Annotated in this window: 1 protein-coding gene; it reads right to left on the reverse strand. The window is 44.2% G+C overall.

Features of this window, described 5'->3' with window-relative positions; translation table 11 throughout:
* Window positions 1-459: 459 nt before the first annotated feature.
* Entirely contained in the window at window positions 460-23,883 is a 23,424-nt protein-coding gene (locus NOS7524_RS06505) for a DUF4347 domain-containing protein (RefSeq protein ID WP_015137683.1), read from the reverse strand.
* Window positions 23,884-23,913 lie beyond the last annotated feature (30 nt).

Genomic DNA, 23,913 nt, shown 5'->3' on the forward strand with positions numbered 1-23,913 from the left:
AACGTCTTTGCTAGAGAAGAATTTATAGCATTACGCAGATCAGCTTATTATCTGTTGTTAGAAGGATGTTTTAAAAGTCCTTTTGTGAGTAGCAAAACATTTTAGATCCCCCTAAATCCACGCCACTGAGGGAGTCGGGAAACCCGACGACAGTTGCCTCTCCAACGCAGTGGTTCCCCTTAAAAAGGGTGACTTTGAATCTATTTCCCCCTTTTCAAGGGCTAGGGGGGATCAATATGTGCTTAAAAACACTGCGAATAACTTTGCAAACAACCTCTAATAGGCAGTGTAAACATACCTCCGACAATCTCCATCCCCCAAATGCTGTATACTTGCCAATACCGTTGCCAAAAAAAGAGTATGAAGAGGTAAGGCTGTCGTAGTAGAGTTATTGTCATCAAGATGGATTACGCGAATAATGAGTTGGGTATTGAAAACACCAACAGCAAACAAAAAACACTAAATAAGTTTACTAACAGTAGTGGTGGTAGTATCTTCACCACCATCATCGTCAGAAACAGTGACAGTCACAGTGTAATGACCCACATCGTTATAGATGAAATTATTGGGATCATTCATATGCTCCACACCAACATTATCAATAATTAAGAATGTTCTGAAAACTGCCGAACCAGACTGACCATCACGGTCAATTTGAAGAATAGTGCTATTAGTAGTAGAACCTTGTACTAAGCGCACATAACCATCAGCAATAGCATCGGTACCCTGATAACCACCAGGTACTAAGTTATCAAGTAACTGACTCAAGTTGATTTTGTCATGACCAACTTTAAAATCCGTAATCCGATGACCCAATTCTCTTATGTCGGTATAAATAAACTCATTACTTCCCCTACCTCCCGTGAGAGTTTTCACCCCAACACCGCCAAAAATGCGGTCATTACCATCAGTACCAACCAAAGCATTACGGCTACCATCACCACTGATGACTTTGTACTCATAAGTAGCAGTAAATGTCCGTGTAGCGGCATCTAATACTGCATTAGAAGTGATACCATTACCCCAATCAACAGTCACAGTATGAGTATCTAATACGCCCACATCAATGAACTCACCATTCATAGATACCACTCTGTTCCGATTCAGTGTTGTCTCATTGAGTTGGAATGCCGTAATTACCGGAGCAACATTAGTTATATTCACCGCCGTACTGGCACTGCCACTATCACCATCTTTATCCGTCACCGTCGCCGTAATCATGTAATCATCAACAGGTGTACCAGTAGGGTTGTCATCAGCGTAGCGATAACTGGCCGCGAAAGTCCGAGTGCTGGCATCCACCGTTGCCACAGAGGCGTTGCCATCACCCCAATCAATCACCACAGTGTGTGTATCCACCACTCCAGTATCAGCAATGATGCCAGAAACTACGACTAATTCATCTTCTGCCACTGTCGTATTTGATAGTATCAGTCCAGTAATGGTGGGAGCCGCATTACTAATCCTGGCGGTAGTCGTGGCAGTATCACTATCACCATCTTTGTCTGTCACCGTGACAGTAATCATATAATCTCGATTATCTTCATACTGATGGGACAGATCAAAATTAGTGGTACCAGCCGCCAAATTGAATGTCTCGGATGAGCCATCACCCCAATCCACTAAAAGAGTGAAACTATCTTGAGTTCCAGGGTCAACAATTCTGCCAGTCAAGCGACTGATACCACCTTCAACGGCGGTTGTCGCTGACAAGTTTTGCAGTTGTGGTGCGGTATTGCTCACCGTCACAGTCTTGGTTGCCGTGTAAGTGCCATCCTCATCAATGGCTGTCACCACAATCACCCGTGTACCATTGTCTGTAAATCGGTGAGTCAGAGACTGAGTAGCCCCAGCAAAAGTTTCGACTGTGCCATCATTCCAATCGACAACCCATTGACTAACTGTGTCATTTCCAGGGTCAGTGGCACTTAAATTCAGGGTGTATGATGCTCCCTCTATTGCTGTATCTGCACCACTAACGATTAATGTGGGGGCGACTTCCAATACAGTGATATCAGTAAACAATTCCGTGGCACCGCCATCTTGATCCTGAATTACACCCCGGATAGTGCTAATCCCGTTATCACTGAGGAATTGGGCAGGAACTACCACAGAACTAGAACTGCTGTTGATAATCTCAAACTGACCATCATTGTTAAAGTCGTAGCTGTAGAGGAAACCAACCGTTGTATCACTGAGGGATGGATCAAATTGGTCGATGAAGGAGACGGTGGTGGTACTACCTTCATTGACTGCACCACTATTAACTAAGTTGGCTGTGGGGGCTGTGTTCATCACCCGGAGATTGACGGCGTTCGATGTGGCTTGTTGGTCGGTGCCGTAGTTGACTCGCACACGGACATTGTAAGTACCGTTATTCTGGATGGGATTGGCAGCTAGTTGTTGTAACTGTGTCCATGACAGGGTGGGATTTTCATCTGTGGCATCCCCGAAAATACCATCTCCGTTAATATCCCAACTATAGGCTGTGGGTGTGCCGACGGCTATGGCATTGAGTGTGAGTGCCTCACCTTCCGCAATGGTATAGGGGCCACCAGCATTAACTTGATTGGCTGAAACTATAACGCTGACTGTCTTCAGCGCGGCAAAGGTGGCATTGGGTGCGGAATCTTCATCAACTGCACCGACTAGGATTTGGGCTTTGCCTGGATTTGTGTAGATATGAGTAGCTGAAGTGGTGTTACTACCAAAGATTTCGATAGGTGTGCCATCGCCCCAATCAATGCGCCATTCAAACACGCGGTCATTACCAGGGTCGGTAGCAGAGAAGTTAATTGTATAGGGTGTGCCTACTGCTACTTCATTGGCACCACTGACTTGGATGGTGGGTGGTGTGTTGATGATGGTGAGGTTAGTCAAGGCGTTGCTGGTGAAGCCGTCAGTGTTGATGGCTTGGACTGCTATTTGATATGTGCCGTCGTCGCCTAATCCGAGGTCTACCAGTTGCTGCCAACTGAGTGTGATGGTGTCGTCACTGAGTTCTCCGAAGCGACCATCGCCGTCGATGTCCCAAGTGACTGGTTCAGATAGTTTGTTCTCTAGTCCTAGGGGTGTAACGTTGACTTGCAGGGTAAGAGATTCACCTTCGGCGATTTGGTAAGGTTCATTGATGAAGTTGATAATGGGGGCATCAATGACGATTACATCTCCCTCGAAGGTGTCGTATTCGAGTATGCCTTTGTCGATGACGTTAACTTTTCCTGCCCTTGGGGTGGGGGGTACTGGTGTGTAGTTGGGGGTTTTGGGGTCGGGGTTTTGGGGGTCGAAGATCAGGGTGTCGCCTTGGGTTTGGGGGACATTGTTGGGGTCGTCTCCGTGGGCGATGGTGGTGGCTGTTCCGGGGAGGTTGCCACCTGAGACACGGACGGTATCACGTTCATCACCGCCAAAGACTTCAGTGCGGCTAAATTCGCCGACGCGTTCGATGTTGATCGTGTCGTCGCCACTTTCTCCCCGGAGTGTGAGGTGCGCTTTGGGGGTGGTGGTGCGGAGTTGGGTGGTGTCGTTGCCTGCCCCTAGGTTGACTATGGTTGTGGGGCTGAGGTCTTGCAATGTGACTATATCATCTCCATCTCCGGTGTTGATTGAAGTTTTGGCTACTATGGGAGACGGGGCTTGGCGCAGGGTGATGATGTCTTCGCCACTGGCTGTGCTGACTCCCAAAGCTTCGATGTTGTCGAAGGTGGTGCGTAGGGTGACTGGTTCGGGGAGGAGGGTGTTGGTATCAAAGATGGCTAGTCCGCCACTGTTGCCTGTGGTGCCTAGGCTGCTGATGTAGGTCTGGCTGCCACTGGTGACTATGGTTGTGGGTGTTTGTAATCCGATGGCTCCGCCGACGTTGTGGCGTAATAGTTGTACGAATTGTAGTTTGTTGTTGCTGGTGTTTTGGTAGAAAACGGCTACGGCGTTGCTGTCTGTGCCACTGACAAGGATGTATTTTCCGTCTGGTGTGACGCTGACATCGCTGGCTCCGAGTAATCCTCGGATGCCGTTGACTCCGTTTTGCAGGGTTTGCACATGGGTAAGGGTGGGGCTGCTGCCGTCGCGTTGGAAGACGGAGAGGGTGTTGCCGTTTTGTCCTGTAATGTAGACGTAGCGGTTGTCTGGGCTGATTGCTAGTCCTTTGGCTCCGTCTAGTCCTTGGGCTGCTCCTGTGATTTTCTGGATAACACTCAAGTCGCTGGTATTGAACACTACTAGGGTGTCACTGCTGCTGCTGACTGCATATAATAGTGAACCGTCTTGGCTGAGTGCTAGGTTGGTGAAGCCACTGATGCCGTCTGGGTTGAGTGCAATCTGAATTGGTGTTAATTTGCCTGTATTGCTGTCACGAGAGGCAACTGCTATGCCATCATTACCAGCAGCATAAATGCGACTGTTATCATTGTTGATGGCTACTGATTCAAATACTTGTTTGCTGTATCCTATAGTTTCAATGAAACCGAGATTACCAGTTACTAAATCTCTTTGGAATATTGATATTTTCTGATCTCCTGGGCTAGCAACATAGATATGTTTGCCGTCGCTGCTCATTACCAGGTCGCTGGCTCCTGCTAACCCATCCATATCTTCTAAACCGTCTTTGAATAGTTGACGTTGGGTGAGTCCGTTAGAATTTATTACCACTAGAGCGTTTTGTGTGGGGTTGACTCCGTATATTTGTTTGCTGTCTGGACTGAGTGCAATTGATTGTAGTCCTGTGATATTTGGTGTCACGTTTAAGTCTGGAAGTGTGGCTCGGATGTAGGCTACTTCTCCATCAATCAGGGTTTTGTTGATGGATGTGATTGGCCCACTAATCGTAGCGTTGACTTTCACTGCATTGCTGGTTGTTACCTGACCGTTGCGGGAATTACGAATTAGTACATTGCTGGGTATGAGTGTTGCCCAGACTGCTCCAGGGTTGAGTGCAGTTAATGTTTTGCTGCCATTGAGTAAGTTTTGGGAAATGGTTGAGGTGAAATTTGTGGGTAAGATTCCCAGTGTTGGGTTCGTTAATACTGTGTCTGTAAGGTTGATAAACAACAGCATATCGAAGTCGGCTGTTTTGCTGCCGCCGCTATAGTTGCCGTAGTCTTGGTTGAAGCCTGTTGGTCCTAAGTCTAATCTGTAGACTGCTACTAGGGCATCTACAGGTGGTTTGTCAATTTCGGGTGTACTGAGGTTGTAGTCTAGTAATCTGCCGTCTAATCCTGAGAGTATGCCGTAGATGTTTGCTCCTTCTGCTACTCCGGCTATGTATGGTGTAATTGTCTGGAAGTTGAAGTAGAAGGAATTTAGATACGGGTTTCCTGCACGCTGTCCGGGTAAGAATGATGTGGTCGCTCCTGTTCTTGTTCCTGGTAGGCTACCTGCATAGGTATTGCTGCCTATGATCAGTCTACCGTCACCGCCGGTTGTAGCACCGCTACCGCCTGAAGTATTCACTGTTGTACTAGCAGCATTTACTGTCGTGCCGTAGAGTTTGACTGTACCACCAGCACCACCAGCACCAGTACCGCCACGGCCACCATCTCCACCATCTCCACCAGCACCGCCGCCTCCGCCGCCGCCACCACTGGAGGGAGAGCCGCTTGATCCGTCTCTTCCACTGTATTCAAATTTATATCCCTGTTCACCTTTAAAGAAGCCTTCTAAACCACTAACAAACGTGGGTTCAGAGCCTGGAGTACCATCGCCTCCTTTCGATAACAAATTAGCCGTATTGATAAAGTTGACTCTTCCATTAGCGAGGATCTCGAAGGCACCACCGCCGCCGCCGCCAGGACCACCAAAGCCACCTTCTTTAGCAATACCGCCGGGGCTGCCCTTAACACCATCTGTGCCATCACCACCAGTCCTGCCACGAGTAAACACAGTGCCGCCACTACCACCACCGCCGCCGCCGCCGCCGCCGCCACCACCACCACCACCGTTACCGCCAGCACCACCGCCGCCGCCAGCACCACCGCCACCGCCACCTGAAATTAATTGACCGTTGATATTGTTAAAGCCAGCAGATCCGTTACCACCTGTAGCACCTGTACCACCATCTCTGCCATCTTGACCATCGCTACCACCTTTACCACCTGCACCATTACTAGCAAATCCACCGCCAGACCCACCATCACCACCAGCACCACCGAAGGCACCAATCGAAGTTTGTCTAAAAATAATACCAGTCGGGGTTAAGACTGGGATTGCGATTGTTTGTTTTCCACCAGCACCACCAGCACCACCAGCACCACCAGCACCACCACCATTTAAGTTATTAATTCCTCCCAGTCCATTTTCACCAGAATAGCCATTACCACCATCTTTACCGATCTGACCAGATCCGCCTGTAGCTCCATTTTTTCCTCTACTGCCACCGGAACCCTCACCTCCGCGACTTCCACCATCTCCGCCACTTCCACCGTCTCCACCAGGAGTGCGCTCTAGATAAGCATCGCCACCAAAACCAAATTGTCCACCTCTACCACCGCCGATACCTGGGTTAATTCCACTACCAGAGAAGTCGAATGTGGCATTGGTGCCAACATTGACATCATTGCCAGCGAGTAGAGAGAGTCCACGACTACCTACACCTGTGACTCTACTGTTGTTGGCAAAGTTGATGTCACCCGCAAAGCGGAACTGGGCTATGTTGCCATTAATTACTGATGTGAAAAGTGAATTATTGCTGATTACGCTGTTATTAACTCGAATTTGAAGTCTATCTGTATCAAATACGATATTGCCAGCGAGGTAGAGTACAGGCACAGATTCAAGAGTAATTGCAGTTGTATTGGGGAACCACTCTTTAGCAACAATATTGTCTACTAAGGTTGTACCTGGCTGCCAAGAAAGAGATTTCAGCGCCCCAAAACTGGTGGGGAAGTTGAAGGTTTGAAAACCAGTATTACCTTCCACGGTAACTGCGTGTGTGACTGTGCCACCATTCATAGTGGTGCCAGTGAAGGTTAGATTCTGGGTTCCTGGTGTGGTTGCAGCTAGAGATAAAGAGTAAAGTGCAAAACCTGCACCTGTGGCTGAGGTGAAAGTAAAGGTATCGTTACTAGAGCCAGCCTTAGCTGCTGGACTGATACTATTGTCAATTACAACTGTTCCATTGCTTACCAATTGGAATCCTGCTTGCTCAAATTTATTAGGTGCAGTGAGTGGTTTGTCAAAGTTGATGACAACATCATAATTGGTGAAAGTGTCAAAGCCCACAGGCTCTAGTACACTCAAGCCAGAGCGTAACTCGACGCGATCGCCATCAATGAATCCTTCAATATTGTTAGTAGTCTCAGTCACTACATTTAAGGTATCAGCCTGAGTTCCTCCCAAAATCCGAGTCAGTTCCGCACCTTCGGTATTAATCACGGAAATTGTTGTGGTGTCGGGGACAATCTTCGCTTCCAGCACTGCCCCATTCCTGAGTGTCCAGTCTACAGGCTGACTGGTGTTAGTGCTATTGTCTACAACCAAGGTTTCTATATCTAGGTTGAGATTCGTGAACTGCTTGTCTGTGGGTATACCATCGATAATCACAGTGACTGTATCTTCACCGAGTTCACCGGAGATATTAGTTTCGGGACTACCGATGCTGCGGACAGTAATGGAGTCATCACCGTCATCACCTTTAACTGTGACTACTGTGTTGGGTAGAGTCGTGTTGATGGTGAAGTCATCGTTACCTTTGCCCAACTTGAGTTCTAATTGCTCAATGGTACTCAAGACAATATCACCTGTGGTTAAGTTCTCAACTATACCTGTGTTTGCTTGTGTACCATCCCGTAGCAGCCCACCAATAATTGCCGCCGTTTGACTGGAGCGATCTACAGTTACTTTATCGAAGCCGCTACCATCACCATTAATAGTGATGTTTGCATTGGTATTCTGGATGGTAACTTGATCATCTCCATCACCAATGTTGATTTTTACTGGTGCAGAAGCATTTTCTACTGTTACTAAGTCACTACCTCCACTGCTGTTTAATGTGAGTGCTGTTGTGGTGTTGAGGATGGTGAACTCGTCATTACTATCACTTTGGGTAACGATGAGGGAAGCAATTTCCTCGAACTCAATCAAACCAGATACATCTGGAGCAGTGATGATGTTAGTATCAAGGGTCAAATCACTGGCAATTTTGGAGTTAACAGATAGGATATCTTCACCTAATCCCCCTTCTACCATGAGCCTAGCTGCAATCCGTGGAAGTTCATCTTCTACTGTGAGATTGTCATTACCTGCTCCAGTATTGATGATTGTCTCAGTATTAATTGCATTGACGATAAACTGATCATTACCAGAGCCAAGGGAGATGTTTAACCGCTCCAGACTGCCATAGATAATGCCGCGTTCTTGGTTGATTACTGTTTGGTCTGTTGCACCCATTCCCAACCCGATTAAGCGATTGGTATCTAGGATACCTGCGTTATTAGTAATATCACCTTGATCGTTGATATTGAGGGTATCAGTACCAGTCCCCCCTCTAATCTCCAGTAGTCCAGCAATTTCGTTGATTTGGTTGGTATTGTTACCAATATTGATGATGTCATTACCTGCACCTGTATCAACCAATGTCAATGTGCCATTTTGGGTGCTGTGAATAGCGAATTCATCACTACCTGCCCCTAGGGTGATATTAAGATTTTCGATGTTGGCATATTCAATACCCAGAGCCATGCCCAAGCCTGTAACTTGATTGTTGGTGAGTGTGCCGATATTAGTTTTGGTGTCTCCTGTATCGTCTAGTTCTAGTCTGTCTGTGTTGGCACCGCCACGTATAATCACTCGTCCCCGAATTGTATCTAGGAGTCCACCAGTGTTTGATGTTGGGGTGGCTTGGCTACCGATGTGGATTTTGTTATCGCCATCGCCTGTTTCTATAGTGGTTATCACTCCATCTTCGACGTTGGTTAGGCTAATGGTGTCACCGTCTGTTTCGCCTTGAATGAGTACGGTATTAGCTTTGATTTTTCCATTCAGTTCTATAGTTGTACCCACACCGATGTCTGCGTTACCCCAATCACCATTGATGGTGACTGACGTTGCGGCTGCGATGACGTTCCGTCCGCCGTAGGCGATCGCACTTCCTGTTCCTAGGTGTACGTTGTCTCCAACTAATAGGCTAATTGCACCTTCATCGGCTCGGATACTAGAACTAGCACCTAAAACTAAGTCTTGTCCTGGGTTCAATAAATCTGGCAGCATCAATTTGATATTGCCTTGCAAGGATAAAACTTTATTGATGCTCAAGCTACCGTCGATATCAGTGATGATGATGTCTGCTGCGGCTGTGGCTGTCAAACCATTAGTGTCTGTGGCATTAATTTCTAAGGGGTTGGTATTACTACCAATGCTACCTTTGAGGGCGTTGAGGTTAATTTTTTTGGCGCTGATGTCGGCTGCGGTGGTGTCGTTGCCGTCTAGTATTGAACCGTTGACTGTCAGATCTACATTACCTAGGGTAGAAATGATTTCGTCAATGAGTAAGTCGTCGGCAAATTCGTTGATGAAGATGTCGTTGCGGGCGATCGCTCTGAGTAAACTAGACTTGGTGCGGATACGGTTGCTATTGCTGCCTATGCTGCCGTTATTGGCTAAGAGAGTTAGGGTTGTGGTGGCGATTTCGGCGCTGGCTCTGGTAGAGAGGATGTTTCCGCCTTGGTTGATAATTTTTGTGCTGCCGTAGGGGTTGCTAATTACTCCATTGAGGCGAATATCTGCGTTACTGGTATTTTCAATATTGATTTGTGTCTTGCCGGGGCTTTGCTCAAATTTAGGACTAAATCCTGCTCTGTTTTTGACGTTGACAATTACCGTTGAACTGAACTCTGTAGATGGATTAAGTACATCAATGGCATTTATTCTGAGATTCTTGGCGGATCTATTGGTGATGTCAACGCTGCCAAACCCAGTGATAAATTCAAATTTTGGGGTGCCGACGATTGCTGCTTCTAGGGTAGTTTTCAGGTTATCACGTTCTGTATAATTGACCTGATCATTAATTAAGAAGGTGATCTTTCCCCATAAGGCATCTGTGTTTCTGATATCGGCAACATTAATCTCTGTCTGTGTTTGTTGAAAATTAACGTTAACCTGCTTCACCACGTTACCATCAGCATCAATCTCTAAAATCGGATTGGCTGAACCGAGCATGATCACCGTGGAGTTGAAGTCAATCTTTCTGATTAAATCCAATTCACCTGACTTTTTGCTACCCCCAGTTGTTGTTATTGTGTTTCCTGCTCTCTCAGTTTTGTAATCAAATTTGATAGATTGCGGTGCATTGGCTTCCACGTGCAATTCTCTGGTTGTAATTTCCGAATCTGTTTGTGCATTTACACGCGTGTCTGTCTTGAGAATAGTTTTAGCTGAAGGACTCGCTTCTCCAGTAACCGCATTAAGTCTTGTTCTGCCTTCGGAGATTATTTCTAGTTTTTCTTGTAGTGCTTTGATGTCAACTCGCTCTCTTCCTTCAATATCAGCTTTTTGTTTAATTTCAACTTTCACATCTGATTCGGTGTTGACATTAGCATCAGCTCTCAACACAGAAAATGCTGCACCACTTCTTGACTCAGCTTTCGCTCTATTAATATCGATTTCTCTGACGCGAGCCAGCAATTCAATCTCATCTGCTTTTAGAGTGGCACTACCGACTGTTGTGATTGTTGATTTGCGGATAGTGACATCTGTATCTGTAATTCCCCCTGTTCCCGCTCCTCCATTATTGACATCGGCATAAGCATCTACGTAGGTTTTTGACTCGGCATCTACCTTAAGGGATTCTAAGGCAGTGATAGTGCTTTGATTTCCTATGTCAGTGGTAGTCTGGTCATTAATGTTAACCGTAGTTTCAGCCTCAGACACATCTATAAATCCACCACTACCACCAATAGATTCGGTAACAGCCTTGTTTTGGGATTGTGATAGGAGTTGGAAGTTTTTGCTACTGGAAATTTCAACCTTCTCTCCAACCGCAGCTTTGTTAGTGTTGGTGATGTCTGCTTCTGTCTCTACAACACCCACTCCGATGAAACCCCCTGACTTGCCAGTTCCTTTTGCCTTGGCATCTGTTGTAGAACGGGACTCAATGGTGATGTTGCCTCTAACTCCATCAACCTTGGCGTTATCCCCTACAGATGCAGAAGTATCTGCATCAACATCGCTGTTAACTACAGTTCCTCTACCAAACAGAATCCCACCACCAGAGGCAACACCAGAGGCATCAGCAAAGTTCCTGGCATCTGTCAAGATGAGAATATTGCTGGCACCTGTGATTGCACCATTCATACTGGTTGTTGTTTTACCCCTAGCTGCCGCATCAGCAACACTTGTTCCTACCCCAGCAACACCACCGATTGTTAACCCATTGGCATCAGATATAGCATCGTTATAAGCACGGGATACTATACTAATGTTTCCACCAGCATGAATTGTTGCTCCACTCTCAACTGAGGTTTGGACATCTGCACTAGATGTGGCTTTTGCATCTGCACCTGTTCCTGCCCCAAGTGTACCCAAGGTTATTGGTGCTGTGGCGTTAGCTAACGCATTTCTATAAAAGAATGGCTCTGTTTGATCAAAGTTGTGTTTTGATTGCAGTGTAAGATTTCCACCTGCTCTGACATCAGCGTTTTTATTGATGGAAGTATAAACATCTGGATTAATTTTGGTATCTGCTAAAGTTACCCCCACCGATAACCCACCCAGGTTGGCATTCACATTAATCCCAACAACATCTGTAGCCGCATCTATCTGCGAATCTGCGGTGAGTGATATATCCTTATCAGCTTTTATCTCAGCATTATTGCTGATATAGGCTCGAATTGTGGGATCAACTGTGACTTTTGCTGTTGTACCTGTGCCAGAGCCACCAGCAACTCCCAAACCCCCTGCGATCGCTTCTGATTTGGCAAACACACCTTCTACTCCACTCAGAATACCTGGATTTGGTTTAGCTACAGGTGTAAGGAGCGTAGCATTAATATTTAGATTCTCTTTTGCTGTGACTGAAGCACCGCTAATGTAAGCATCTACACTACCAGCAACATCAACAGTGGCCAAGCTGATGCCAATGGCAAAATTGATACCTCCCAGGTTCCCAATTGCGCCAGATGTTTTAGCAAAATTATTTTCAATATTTCGTGTTGCTGTTACGTCGATATTTAAGGCATTGAGTCTTGAATCACTACCAACGTAACTTTGAACATTGGAATATTCTTGAGCATTAGCAAAAGCCCCAGCCTCAGCAACAGTCCCGCCACCCAATCCAACGGAAGTGGCCACTGCTAATGCCTGACTGTCAGATTTAGATGTTGTATTGATATCAATATCACCGTCTGCTGTCACTGTTGCACGGTCAATGTAAGCCCGGACTTGATTTTCAATAGTATTATCAGCAATGGAAAGGCCAAGAGAACCTCCAATCATTCCACCTGATAAACTACCAATTCCGACTTCTGATTTTACTTTAGAGTGATCTATTGCTCCTAGTTTCACTCCACCATTGGTCGTATTAACTGTACTCAAATTATTGACAAATGCTTCAACTGTCTTAGCTATATAATTTTTTGCAACTGCCCCTCCACCTGATATAGATGCACCGTATTGGCTGATTCCTCCTGTTAGTAAAGTGGCTGTAGAGTTTGCATCAATATTCGATTTAGATTCTGATAGCAGATTCACACTGCCATCTGCTGTGACAATTGTTGCTCTAGCAATATAAGACCTAACGGTGTTGCTAACATCATTATCAGCCTTGACTATCCCAATGGTAATTGCAGGCCCAATACTGAAAGAAAACGCCAGATTTCCACCAGTAGAATTGGCTATAATGGTAGCATCATCATTTGCTTTCAGATTAACATTTCCACTGTTACTGGTTTTGACTGTACTACCATTAGTAATAAATGCCTCGATAGTGTTTTTGGTCTTGTTTGTAGAACTCGTAGCCGTTAAAGCACCAGCCAATGCTCCTACAGATAAAGCACCTGTCTCGGCATAAGCAGCGATTTCTGTAGTAGAGTCTGCTGTTACATTGACTGCGCCAGTGGTTAAAACAATAGAATTATCAATATAGGCTCGGACTGTGTTGCTAATTTCATTTTCAACAACTGAAACTCCTACGGATAATACACCCGCTTTGTTACCCACGACGATGGCAAAGGCAATAGCACCGGCACCTGCGGTGATCTCAGCGTCATCTTTAGCAAGTAGTGTGACATCCTGAGCATTCACCTCAGCACTATTTTTGATTGCCGCCTCAATTTTATTGCTGATAGTGTTACCAGAGCCAGCACCTGCTCCGGCAAATGCACCTGAGTTCTGAGTTATACTAGCCGATCCTGCTGCACCTACAGTGACAGCAAGGATTTTGGACTTAGAGATAGCATTCAGTTCTAAATTTCCTTTTGCAGTAATGCTGGAGCTATCAACATAAGCTGTAACTTGATTGCTAATCTTATTGACTGCTGCGGATGCTCCGACTGAAACTGCTAAACTATTTCTTCCTCCCACTGTGAATGCACCAACAACAGTACCAGCACCTGCTGTAATTTCAGACTTATCTTCAGCAGAGAGGATGACGGCATTACCATTGACAGTAGTATTTTTAATTACTGCCTCAATTTTATTGTCAATGGTGTTACCAGAGCCGGCTCCGGTTCCGGCAAATGGGGCTGAAGTATTACTTGGAACACCTACAGATGCTGTGCCACCGACTGTGTAAGACCCAATTATGGCAGTGGATTCAGCAGTTAGCTCTACATTTCCTTGTGCAGAGATGGTTGAGTTATCAACATACGCTAATACTTCATTGCTAATCTCATTAACTGCTACAGATACTCCTACTGACACTGCACTACTGTTGCTAGCTCCCACAAATGCAAAAGCCACAGAACCAGCAACAGCAATAACATCAGACTCATCTGTGGCAGTGAGCTTAACAACGTTACCACTCACATTAGAACTCTGTCTAATTGCTGCTTCAATGGTGTTTTCAATAGTGTTGCCAGAACCTGCTCCTGCTCCCGCTAATGCTCCTGAAAGACCACTACCGCTTCCAGTACCCGAAGTACCAGAGACTGTGCCACCAATTGTGTACGCTCGGATGTCAGCAGTGGCAGTAGCACTGAGCGCCACATTCCCTTGAGCATCTACTATTGATTTATCAATATAAGCTAATATTTCATTTTTGATTTCATTGACTGCGGCTGATACTCCAACTGAAATTGCTCCACTGATATTATTGGTATTTTCCCCTGCAAAAGCCAAGACAATATCACCTGCTCCAGCAATAATCTGAGATTCATCTTTTGCTATGAGTGTGACACTATTGCCACTGACATTGGAACTATTCTTAATTGCTGCTTCAATGGTGTTTTCAATAGTGTTGCCAGAACCTGCTCCTGCTCCTGCCAATGCTCCTGCCAAACCAGGTTTAGCAGGAGTTCCAGTACCTGCAGAGGCAGACACTGTGCCACCGATAGTGTAAGCTTGGATATCAGCATCAGCAGTAGCAGTGAGTGCCGCATCCCCTTGGGCATCTACTTCTGAGCTATCAATATACGCTAATACTTCATTATTTTTAATTTCATTAACTGCGACTGATACCCCAACTGAAATTGCTCCACTTTGTAAACTGCCTGCATTCGTACTTCCTGATATAGCCACTGCTGTGGCTGTAATTTTGGATGTATTTTTTGCTTTCAGGGTTAAATCAGCAACGTCGCTAATGCTACCGTCTTTAATGTAGGCATCGGTATCGGTGAGGATGACATTGGTGGCTTCTGCTCCACCACCACTCAGACCAAGAGAGAGATTCTGACCGAAGGAGACCGCAACAGATACAGATACACTTCTGGCGGTAATGGTAGCATCTGAGTCTGCGGTAATCTCTATATTATTTTTGGGAGAAGAAACTGTGGCTTTGTTAATGTAGGCGGAAACTTGATTTTCAATAGTGTTTCTGGCTAGTGATACTCCAATAACAATGGATATTGAGTTATTGTTGCTGCCAGAAAAACCATATGTGGCACCACCAGCATCAGCAGTAATTTTAGAAGTATCTTGAGCTTTAATGGCGGTTAATCCAGCATTGGCAACTATGGTGCTGCTATCAATGTAAGCTTGAACGGTGTTTTTAATATCATTTGTAGCTTCTGCACCTGCACCATTCAAGGCTGCTGAGACCTTATCGCCAATTGCACCAGTTCCAGATACTCCTACAGCTGCCGCATCAATGGTGGCATTAGATATAGCTTCTAATGTCAGTCCGCCAGTTGTTGCTGTAGCTGTGTTATCTGCACTTTGTATGTAAGCCTGAACTGTATTACTGATGGTATTGCGAGCTACACTGGCTCCAAAGGCTCCGGCTACATTGTTTTCGGTCGCTAACGAGACAGCAACAGTGACTGCACCAACGTCGGCTTTAATTTTTGTGATGTCATTCGCTGTAAGAATGAGGTTGTTAGCAGAAATTCCTGTGCTACTACCCTGATTTATAAACGCTTGTACCTGAGTTGCGACTTTGTTCTCCGCTAAAGCAATTGCAAGAGTGCCAGTAATGGCAGTATTTGGGCCGGTATATTGGGTTGATCTTGTTTGGCTTTGGTCTGTTCTCAGTTGTGCCTGATATACGGATATAAGCAATACTGTTTTTGGCAATGCTGATAATAATCCGGTTCCTCCCACTGCCCCTGTCCCTGTTGCCACAATAGCAGTAATGGTATCTAGATCCTTCTCCCCAAATGTGGCTGTTTGTGTGATGTTGCCACGGGCGGTGATACTAGAATTTTCGATGTAGGCTCTGATGTCGTTAACTGATGTTTCTGATTTTGTGCCATCCTCTTTGTAACCAATGAAGTTGTTAGCGACTGAGGCTCCAATAGCAAAATTGGTGCTTCCTACTATACTCACTACTGCTGCTACAATGTTTGATGTATTCTCTGCCTTTAAGTTTAAATCGGTGACATTATCAATGGTGCTGTCTTTAATGTAGGCGTTGGTATCACTGAGAATATAGTTCTTAGCATCTGCACCGCCACCACTTAGAGCAAATGATGTGGGAGTCTGCTGACTAGTAGCTGCGATCGCAATAGATACGGCTATACTGATGGCCTCAATGGTAGCATCGGAGTCGGCGGTAATCTCTATATTGTTACTGGTTGAAGAGACTTTAGCTTGATCAATATAGGCAGAAACCTGATTGTCAATTGTGTTTTTCGCTAATGCTACACCAATAGCGATCGCTACATTACGATTACTAATAGTAGAGCTTAAAGCTCCACCACCTGCAAAGGAGGTTATTGTGGAGGTGTCTATAGCAGAGATAGATATTGTATCTTTGCCTGTAACCACAGCATTATCTTTAATAGCCGCTTCTATGGTGTTATTAATTTCGTTATTTGCAATCCCACCTCCTCCGGCTAAAGCTCCACCAGTTGTTGTATTAGGAGCGTTTACAGCAATAGACCCTCCTAGGACTAGGTTCTCAATAGTGGCAGTAGAAGTAGCAGACACGCTAATTCCTCCAGTGGCAGAATTAACGTGAGTATCTGTGTTTTCAATTAAGGCTTGAATCTTGTTATCTATGTCATTGAAAGCGTTTGATGCCCCTATCGCCGCAGATATACCGACGGGAGAACCTCTTAACGCCCTTGAGTATGAGATTCCTAGTCCACCTGCATCAGCTGAAATCTTGGATGTATCTGTAGCTGTAACGGTAATATCTTCTTTGGCATCTACATCAGCAGTGTTACGAATGGTTGCTTTTATGGTGTTTTTGATGATGTTATAAGAACTAGCCCCGGCTCCTGACAGAGTCAGTGTAGCACCACCTAGGCTACCAGGTTGTAAATCACTAACGAACTGATTAGCGACCGAAATAGCTCCGGCAATTGATAAGGCTTCAATATTATTGCCTCCATCAGCTTCTTCTGATTTAGCAGTAATACTCACGCCCCCTGCTGAGGAATTGATTGTGGACTTATCAATGTATGCTTGAATACTATTCTTAATATCATTGGTGGAAATGGCGGCACCAAGGCTAATTGGAACTCTATTACTTCCTTGGAATCCACTTAAAGCTACCCCAATGGACACACCACCTGCATCAGCTTTAATCTTCGATTTATCCTTGGCTTCTAAGGTGACAGTGTCTATGCTACTGACATTGGAACTATTCTCAATAGTGGCTGCAATTGTATTCTTAATCGTATTACCAGATCCAGCCCCAGCACCGGCAAAAGCCACGGACAAACTATCGCCACTAACCCCGGCAATTGAACCACCTATGCTGAGAGCTTTGATATCTGCGGTAGAGACAGCCGTGATGGTGATAGCTCCCAAAGAATTAATTATCGAGTTATCTACATAGCTCTTGATGTTGTTGTCTATATCATTGACGGATGCCGAAGCTCCTACAGAGGGTGAAAAGGTAGCACCACCGATAGCTCTAGACAAAGCCAAACTAAATCCACCAGCATCAGCTTCAATAGAGGAATTATCTTTAGCGTTGATTTTGACATTATTACTACTGATATTGGAACTATTCTTAATAGCCGTCTCAATTTCATTTTTGATGATGTTCTCAGAGCCTGATCCCGCCCCTGCCAACGCTAGTGATTTTGTACTTCCAGAAAGAACACTAGATGCTGTTCCACTGAGAGTAACAGCTAAAATTTCGGCATTGGAGGTAGCATTTAGTTCAACATTACCTAATGTAGAGATGGTTGAATGATCAATATAGCTATAAATATCATTGCTAATATCATTGATTGCTGCTGAAGTGCCTACAGAAACCGCAGCACTGGGTACAGCTACCGGAGCGATGGTCAAGGCCACATCACCAGCAGCTGCTATAATTTCCGAGTCATCTTCAGCTTTGAGAGTTACTAATGCGTTATCTGGGTTATTCTCAAAAACTGTGATATTACTTGCCTTGATGAATACTTCAGTAATTCCACTAATAGTATTTTCTGAACCAGCACCAGCACCTGCAATATTCACACTGATCGGGCTATTGGCGGTACCAGCTGGGGTACTTCCCACTACTGCACCGCCCACTGTCAGGGCAAAGAGTTTTGAGTTGGAAGTTGCAGAGAGATCAACTATACCCCTGGTAGTAATGCTTGAATTCTCTATATAAGCACGAATCTTGTTATCTTCATTTTCGTTGGTAGCAGCTGAGTAACCAACGGTGACACTAATTGATGCTGTACCAAAACCAGCAAAACCGGCAATGGCATAAATATCAGAACTATCATTAGCAGTAACGATCAAGTCACTGTTTGCATCAATTATGGCATCTGTTAAGAAAGCCTCTGTTTGATTGCGTAAGACATTCCGAGAGTATGAACCAGGAATACTCACCTGTACCCCTACCCCTGGTTGTCCTTCTCTGGCAAAAGCACCACTCAAACCAACGGCAACGGCACTGACTATAGCTTGTTTTTCTGCCTTAGTCGTGACTTGCCTTGCTTTGACGGTAGCACCATTAATAAAAGATTGCGTGGTGTGATCAATATCGTTGATGCTGAAAGCACCAAATAGTCCAAATGAAACAGCTTGTCCGAAGGCGAGAGTAGCACCACCAGATGCAGCGACAAAAAGCGTATCATTTATACTTTCTAGCTTAACATCACCATTGTTAGCGGTAATGCTACCAACGTCATTGATGTAAGCTTGAGTAGTTTCATCAATATCGTTAATTGAGCTACTACCAGAGACACTTATACCGAAGGGGTTGGGATTATCTACGTCTGTGGGTAGTTTAACCGCAATAGAACCCGCCAAGGAAAATCCCCAGATATTTCCACTGGTTGTAGCTTTGACATTGATGTTGCCAGTTACATCAATTAATGTACCTTCATCACCTGGTGTTTTGTCTTCATCCGTTTGTTCCTTACCAATAATGGCTTTGGTCTTACGAGTGATATCATTGAAGGCAAAACTAGCCCCAATACCTATACTCTCAGTTAGTTGCACGGACCCAGCAATATTGATACGTGTTGCTTCGGATTCAGCAATCACTGACAATGGCCCGCCAGTAATCTTGACACCGCTTTCTATCTGAGCAATGGTTTCACTATCTTGAATTAAACCGACACCAGTCCCAGTAAAGCCAAAGGTTTCCGCTTCACCACCTGCTTGTCCTAGTGTCAAAGAAATAATTTTTTCTTTGGCTTTTACCTCTAAGCCATCACCAAGGGAACCTGTATGAATTACTGCCCCACTTTCAATTTTGGCGATGGTCTCATTTTCCATGTTCTGGATAATTGCCGTGCCACCAACACCATTTTTGGCACGGTTGCCGAAAATAGTAATTGCTTCATCAGCAGATTTTCTAAGCACGGCTCTAGCAATGACATCTGCTGCTAAGTCTATGTGAACGATCCCACCTGCATCCAAGGTGATAATATCTGTCTTGGCATTGACACTAACTGACTGGGTGGGAGTTTGATAATCAGAATTCTGGTTGATTTGAGTACCAGAGCGAATAATCGCTTTTGAACTGTTGTTAAATTGTGTGAATGCAAATGAGAGTGCAAAAGCGAAATTACCGTCTATTTTTTTAGTAACTGGGTCTTTCCTACCCCGATTCTTACTGGTGACAAAAGTATTAAAGATGCGATTTGTTAATCCCAGTCTGCCATCGAGAGCAAATGCCTTCAAGAGAACGCCTAAATTTCCTGTGGCATCTAAGGGGTTGTTTGTAAAATCGAATTCTTGCTGGAAGTCCAGTAAAAATGGATAAATGAGGTTGGATGTTACCTTAATGTTGCGTCGAGCATCGATTTTTGCGACTCTAATAGGGTTGCCAAGAACATCCAATCTATTGTCAATAATTGCTTCTACTCTATTGTTGTACAAGCTAATGGCGGTAGAAGCAGCAATTGAGACACCTCTTCCTTGTTGTCCTCCTACTGGGGGTGTACCAACACCAGGGGTAGAACCCTTTCCACTTTCTGTATCTACAAGTGTTTGGGCTCTTTGTATAATTGAGGCGTTAATAACGACATCAGTATCAGACTTGAGAACTGCATCAGCACCCACTTTAGCAATCACATCATGCTCAAGCAGGTTTAAGCCGAAGCCTACTGCCGCAGAAAATTGGTTTTGGCCAGTCATCTGTCCAAAGGGACTGCCTGTATCACCCCTGAGCATTTCCTTACTTGTTCCTGGTTGTAGGAGTTGGGGTGATACAGTGGCAAAAGCTAAAGGAGCGCCTAAGAAATCACGAATCTTGGGGTAGGAGCCAGATACGCCTCTGGAAGTAGTTATGTTTTGAGCTGTTAAGTTGGCATTAACTCCAATCCCTGTATTTTCTTCGGGACGCAGTAACTTGTGTCCTGTACCCGTCGCCACACTCGCATCAATATCAATCGGTTGAGCTAGAAATGCCTCTATTTCCGATTCTGTTAGTTGGATAGTATTTTCATCGATAACGACAACATAGTAATCATCACCATCTTGTAAGCCAGCAATTGCTTCATCGCCAACTGTGACTGTGGCAAATGATCTCAGGTTATGTAGAATCCCTGCTGCCCCAGTTTCTAAATTAATGGCAATCCCATCGGTGGCATTGGTTGCTGATGCTGCTAGTTTAATCGTGTCGTCATCAACTATGATTGCATAATACTTTTGGTTGGCTTCTAGTCCATCAATTGCAGTCCCAGGGTTGCCCAAGTAGTTAATTTGGTATGTCAGTTCATCACCTGTTGTTAACCCATGTCCGACAATGGTAATTGTGTCGTTTGTTAAATCTACACTTGTGTTGGGGTCAAACGACAAATTAATTGGGATTGTTTGTTGGGTAACAATGCTTTGGTCTGTTCTGTAGACAACTGTATCCCCTGTTTGAAATCCGTGGTTAGGGATTTTAATGGTGTTGTTTTGATTATTGACGACTTTACTATCTGAGGGGTCAAAACTGATCAGACTCTCCAGGCTAGTTAAGATGTGATTGGAGCCAGCACCCTTAGTTCCTAAATCTAGTGCTACTCCTTGTAAGGCGTTGCTCTGGGTAGATGCCAATTTAATCGTATTGGCATCCTCTACAATTACAAAATAATCACCAAGATTTAATAGAGCATCAATTTCTTGACCTTGAGGATCTCTGGTATAGATAACTGGCTGACCAGTTTTGAATTGATGATTGGCAATGGTGACAGTATCATCATCTAAATTTACTGCTGTCTCAGGGTCAAAACTGATTTCATTTCTGCGTTCTTGAATAAAAGTTAATAAGTGATTGGAACCTTCTCCCTTACTTCCTAGGTCCAGTCCTACTCCATTTGCTGCATCTTCTGGGGTATATGCCAATTTGATAGTATTGGCATCCTCTACAATCACAAAATAATAGCCTTGTGTGGTCAGGATATCAATTTCTTCCCCTTGGGGATCTCCGTAATAGGCAACTAACTGACCATTGGTTAAACCGTGATTGTTAATAGTGATGGTATCATTGTCTAAATTTACGACAGTCTCTGGGTCAAATTGGAATCCAGTGCGTAAGTTGAATCCATGTTCTGCCCCCTGATTGACGGTTGAATTATCAATGTCAATACTCGATCCATTAGTCAATTTAATGGTGTTGTCATCTAACCACAAGACTGTGTAAGTTTTTCCATCTTCCAATCCGCCAATACTGGTGTTTTTAACTTTATTGGTTTCTCCGCCGTTGCTGTAAACAACTTGTTCTCCATTTACAGGATTATCAATTGGAAGATCGAAGCTAGTAAAACCTAGGTCAATCTGTCTCGTATCTGGCAGAAAAATTGTGTCATTAGTGGAATCGATTTTAGATATATCAATATCTACTCCTACTGAAGAACCGCCGGCTGTGATTCTACCATTGACATTGGCATCAATATCAGTGTCATCAAAGTTTAGCCCTATACCTGTTCCTGCTAATCCACTCAGATATATCGCTGCTAAAGCCCTAGACTGACTATTGACTGTGCCTTTTGCATTGACATTCACATTGCCAACAGCCGTAATTGTAGATCCTTCCTCTACTTCTGCTTTTGATTCAGTTTTCGTGTTGGCAATAGAGACGGAAAGACCAAACTCATTGGCATTTGCAGCTAATCCAAACCTTTGTAATATGTTGCCATAGACCCGCGCATCAACTCTGGCAGTCGTGGTGGTATTCGATTCAATTTTGACATTGGTTCCTGCCTGGATATTAGTATTACCCTTAACCAGAGCCTCGGCTTTCCCTGTGGCTTGACCATATGCTACTGCAAAGCGAGAGAACGGATTGAATTTATTGACTAAGCTGATTGCCTGAATGCTACTATCAACTGTCGAAGTTGAAATAACATCAACTTTGTTACTGGCAATAATATTTACGTCTTGTAATGTAATTTTAGATGTACTACTCCGTACATTAACTGATGCTGGCAGAAGCAAGTTTTGCAGTAGATAAGTTGATGACTTCACAAATGGGTCGATCAACATCAACTGCACTTGTTCAGGCGCTCTAGCAAAGGGATTTTGATCTTTACTCTCTGCTTTGAGGACAATATTTGCGCCTTTGACAGTCGCCCCATCCAGAGAGATATCTACATCTCTACTTTTGAAATCAAATATAGTAAAAGTGCCAATCGGTATACCTGTATCGTTAGCCGTCAGTTCAATATCACCAGCTTTAAGTTTACTACCTTCTTCTACATGGGCTAAGAGTTTAGCATTATTACTTACTTTGATTGTTGGTGCATTCAGCTTAATAAAACCAGATTCCCCAACTGAAATACCATTAAGAAAATCGCTGCTATCAATGTCACGGGTTGAAATCGTGGCAAAATCAATAATGTTAATAGTCTCAGCTTCAATTGTCAGATTTTTAAATCCGCCACCACCAATCAGTCCCGCCGCGATGTTAACAGTTTTTGCCCCTTTGATGGTCAGACTGTCGCGATCGCCTGTACTATCACCCTGAATTTTTAAATCACTACCACTTAATGTGAAGTCATGGGAATCTAGGTCAAAAACAACATTGTTGCTAAGAATAACATTCCCATCCAAGAAAACATCATCGGTAAATTTTTTGGTTCCATTAAATGCGCCTGAAATTTTAGTGAACAAAACCCCATTGTAGTTAGCGATCGCGCTATTCGGGAAAATTGTTTTAGCTTCAATTGTCCCAGTCTTCACTTCCAGATCCCAGTCACCGCCAACAGACGCATTCCCAGTCAAGTTATTAGAAGCTGCAACATCCGCGTCTGTTAAGGTACTTAATGTTTGGATGAAAGCCAATCCCTGCTCACCAACAGCTACATGACAACCATACAGTAAGATATCTGCATCTGGTGTCAAGAAGTTAGCCCATTGCTGAAAATCACTGCTGTAGTTGCTGAGTGTTCCGAGATGCAAAACTGAACCACCAAGCTGTAAGCTCCCCATGCCACCATGAGAGACTATATGCACAGCAGATATTGCTTGGCGTTGTGTCAAGGCTTGAGTGATTTGATGGATTCCATCTTGTTCTGAATTGATGATAATAACTTCTGCATTAGAACCTAGTCCCCCGATTAAACTCTGATAATCATCAATATTTGAATCGATAAAAATTAATTCTTCCGGTAATACTAATGAACCACTTATGGTTTGACCTGTTAATGAATCGATGTGACCTTTTTTGATATTTTCTATATTTAAATTTTCATCATCAAAAGATACTGGAAACATACCCTTTATAGGGCTTGTATCTAGACTTGTAAAATTAATTAGGTCAGCATTAATCGGATAGAAGTAAGGAAGCAGAATATTAGGATTAACTGAATTACTAAAATTAGTTATTTCCCATCCAGATTTTAAGCTTAAAAGTTCAGGTTTATTGATATCTAATATTTGTGGTTGTGTTAAGTTATCTTCTGTGAAGTACATAAATATCTTTGACCCTGTGTTGATTTTCAA

The sequence above is a fragment of the Nostoc sp. PCC 7524 genome, from assembly GCF_000316645.1.
Lineage (GTDB): Bacteria > Cyanobacteriota > Cyanobacteriia > Cyanobacteriales > Nostocaceae > Trichormus.

Coding starts and splice junctions, on each gene's coding strand:
- NOS7524_RS06505 (WP_015137683.1), bottom strand. CDS start 23,883: ATGTACTTCACAGAAGATAACTTAACACAACCACAAATATTAGATATC.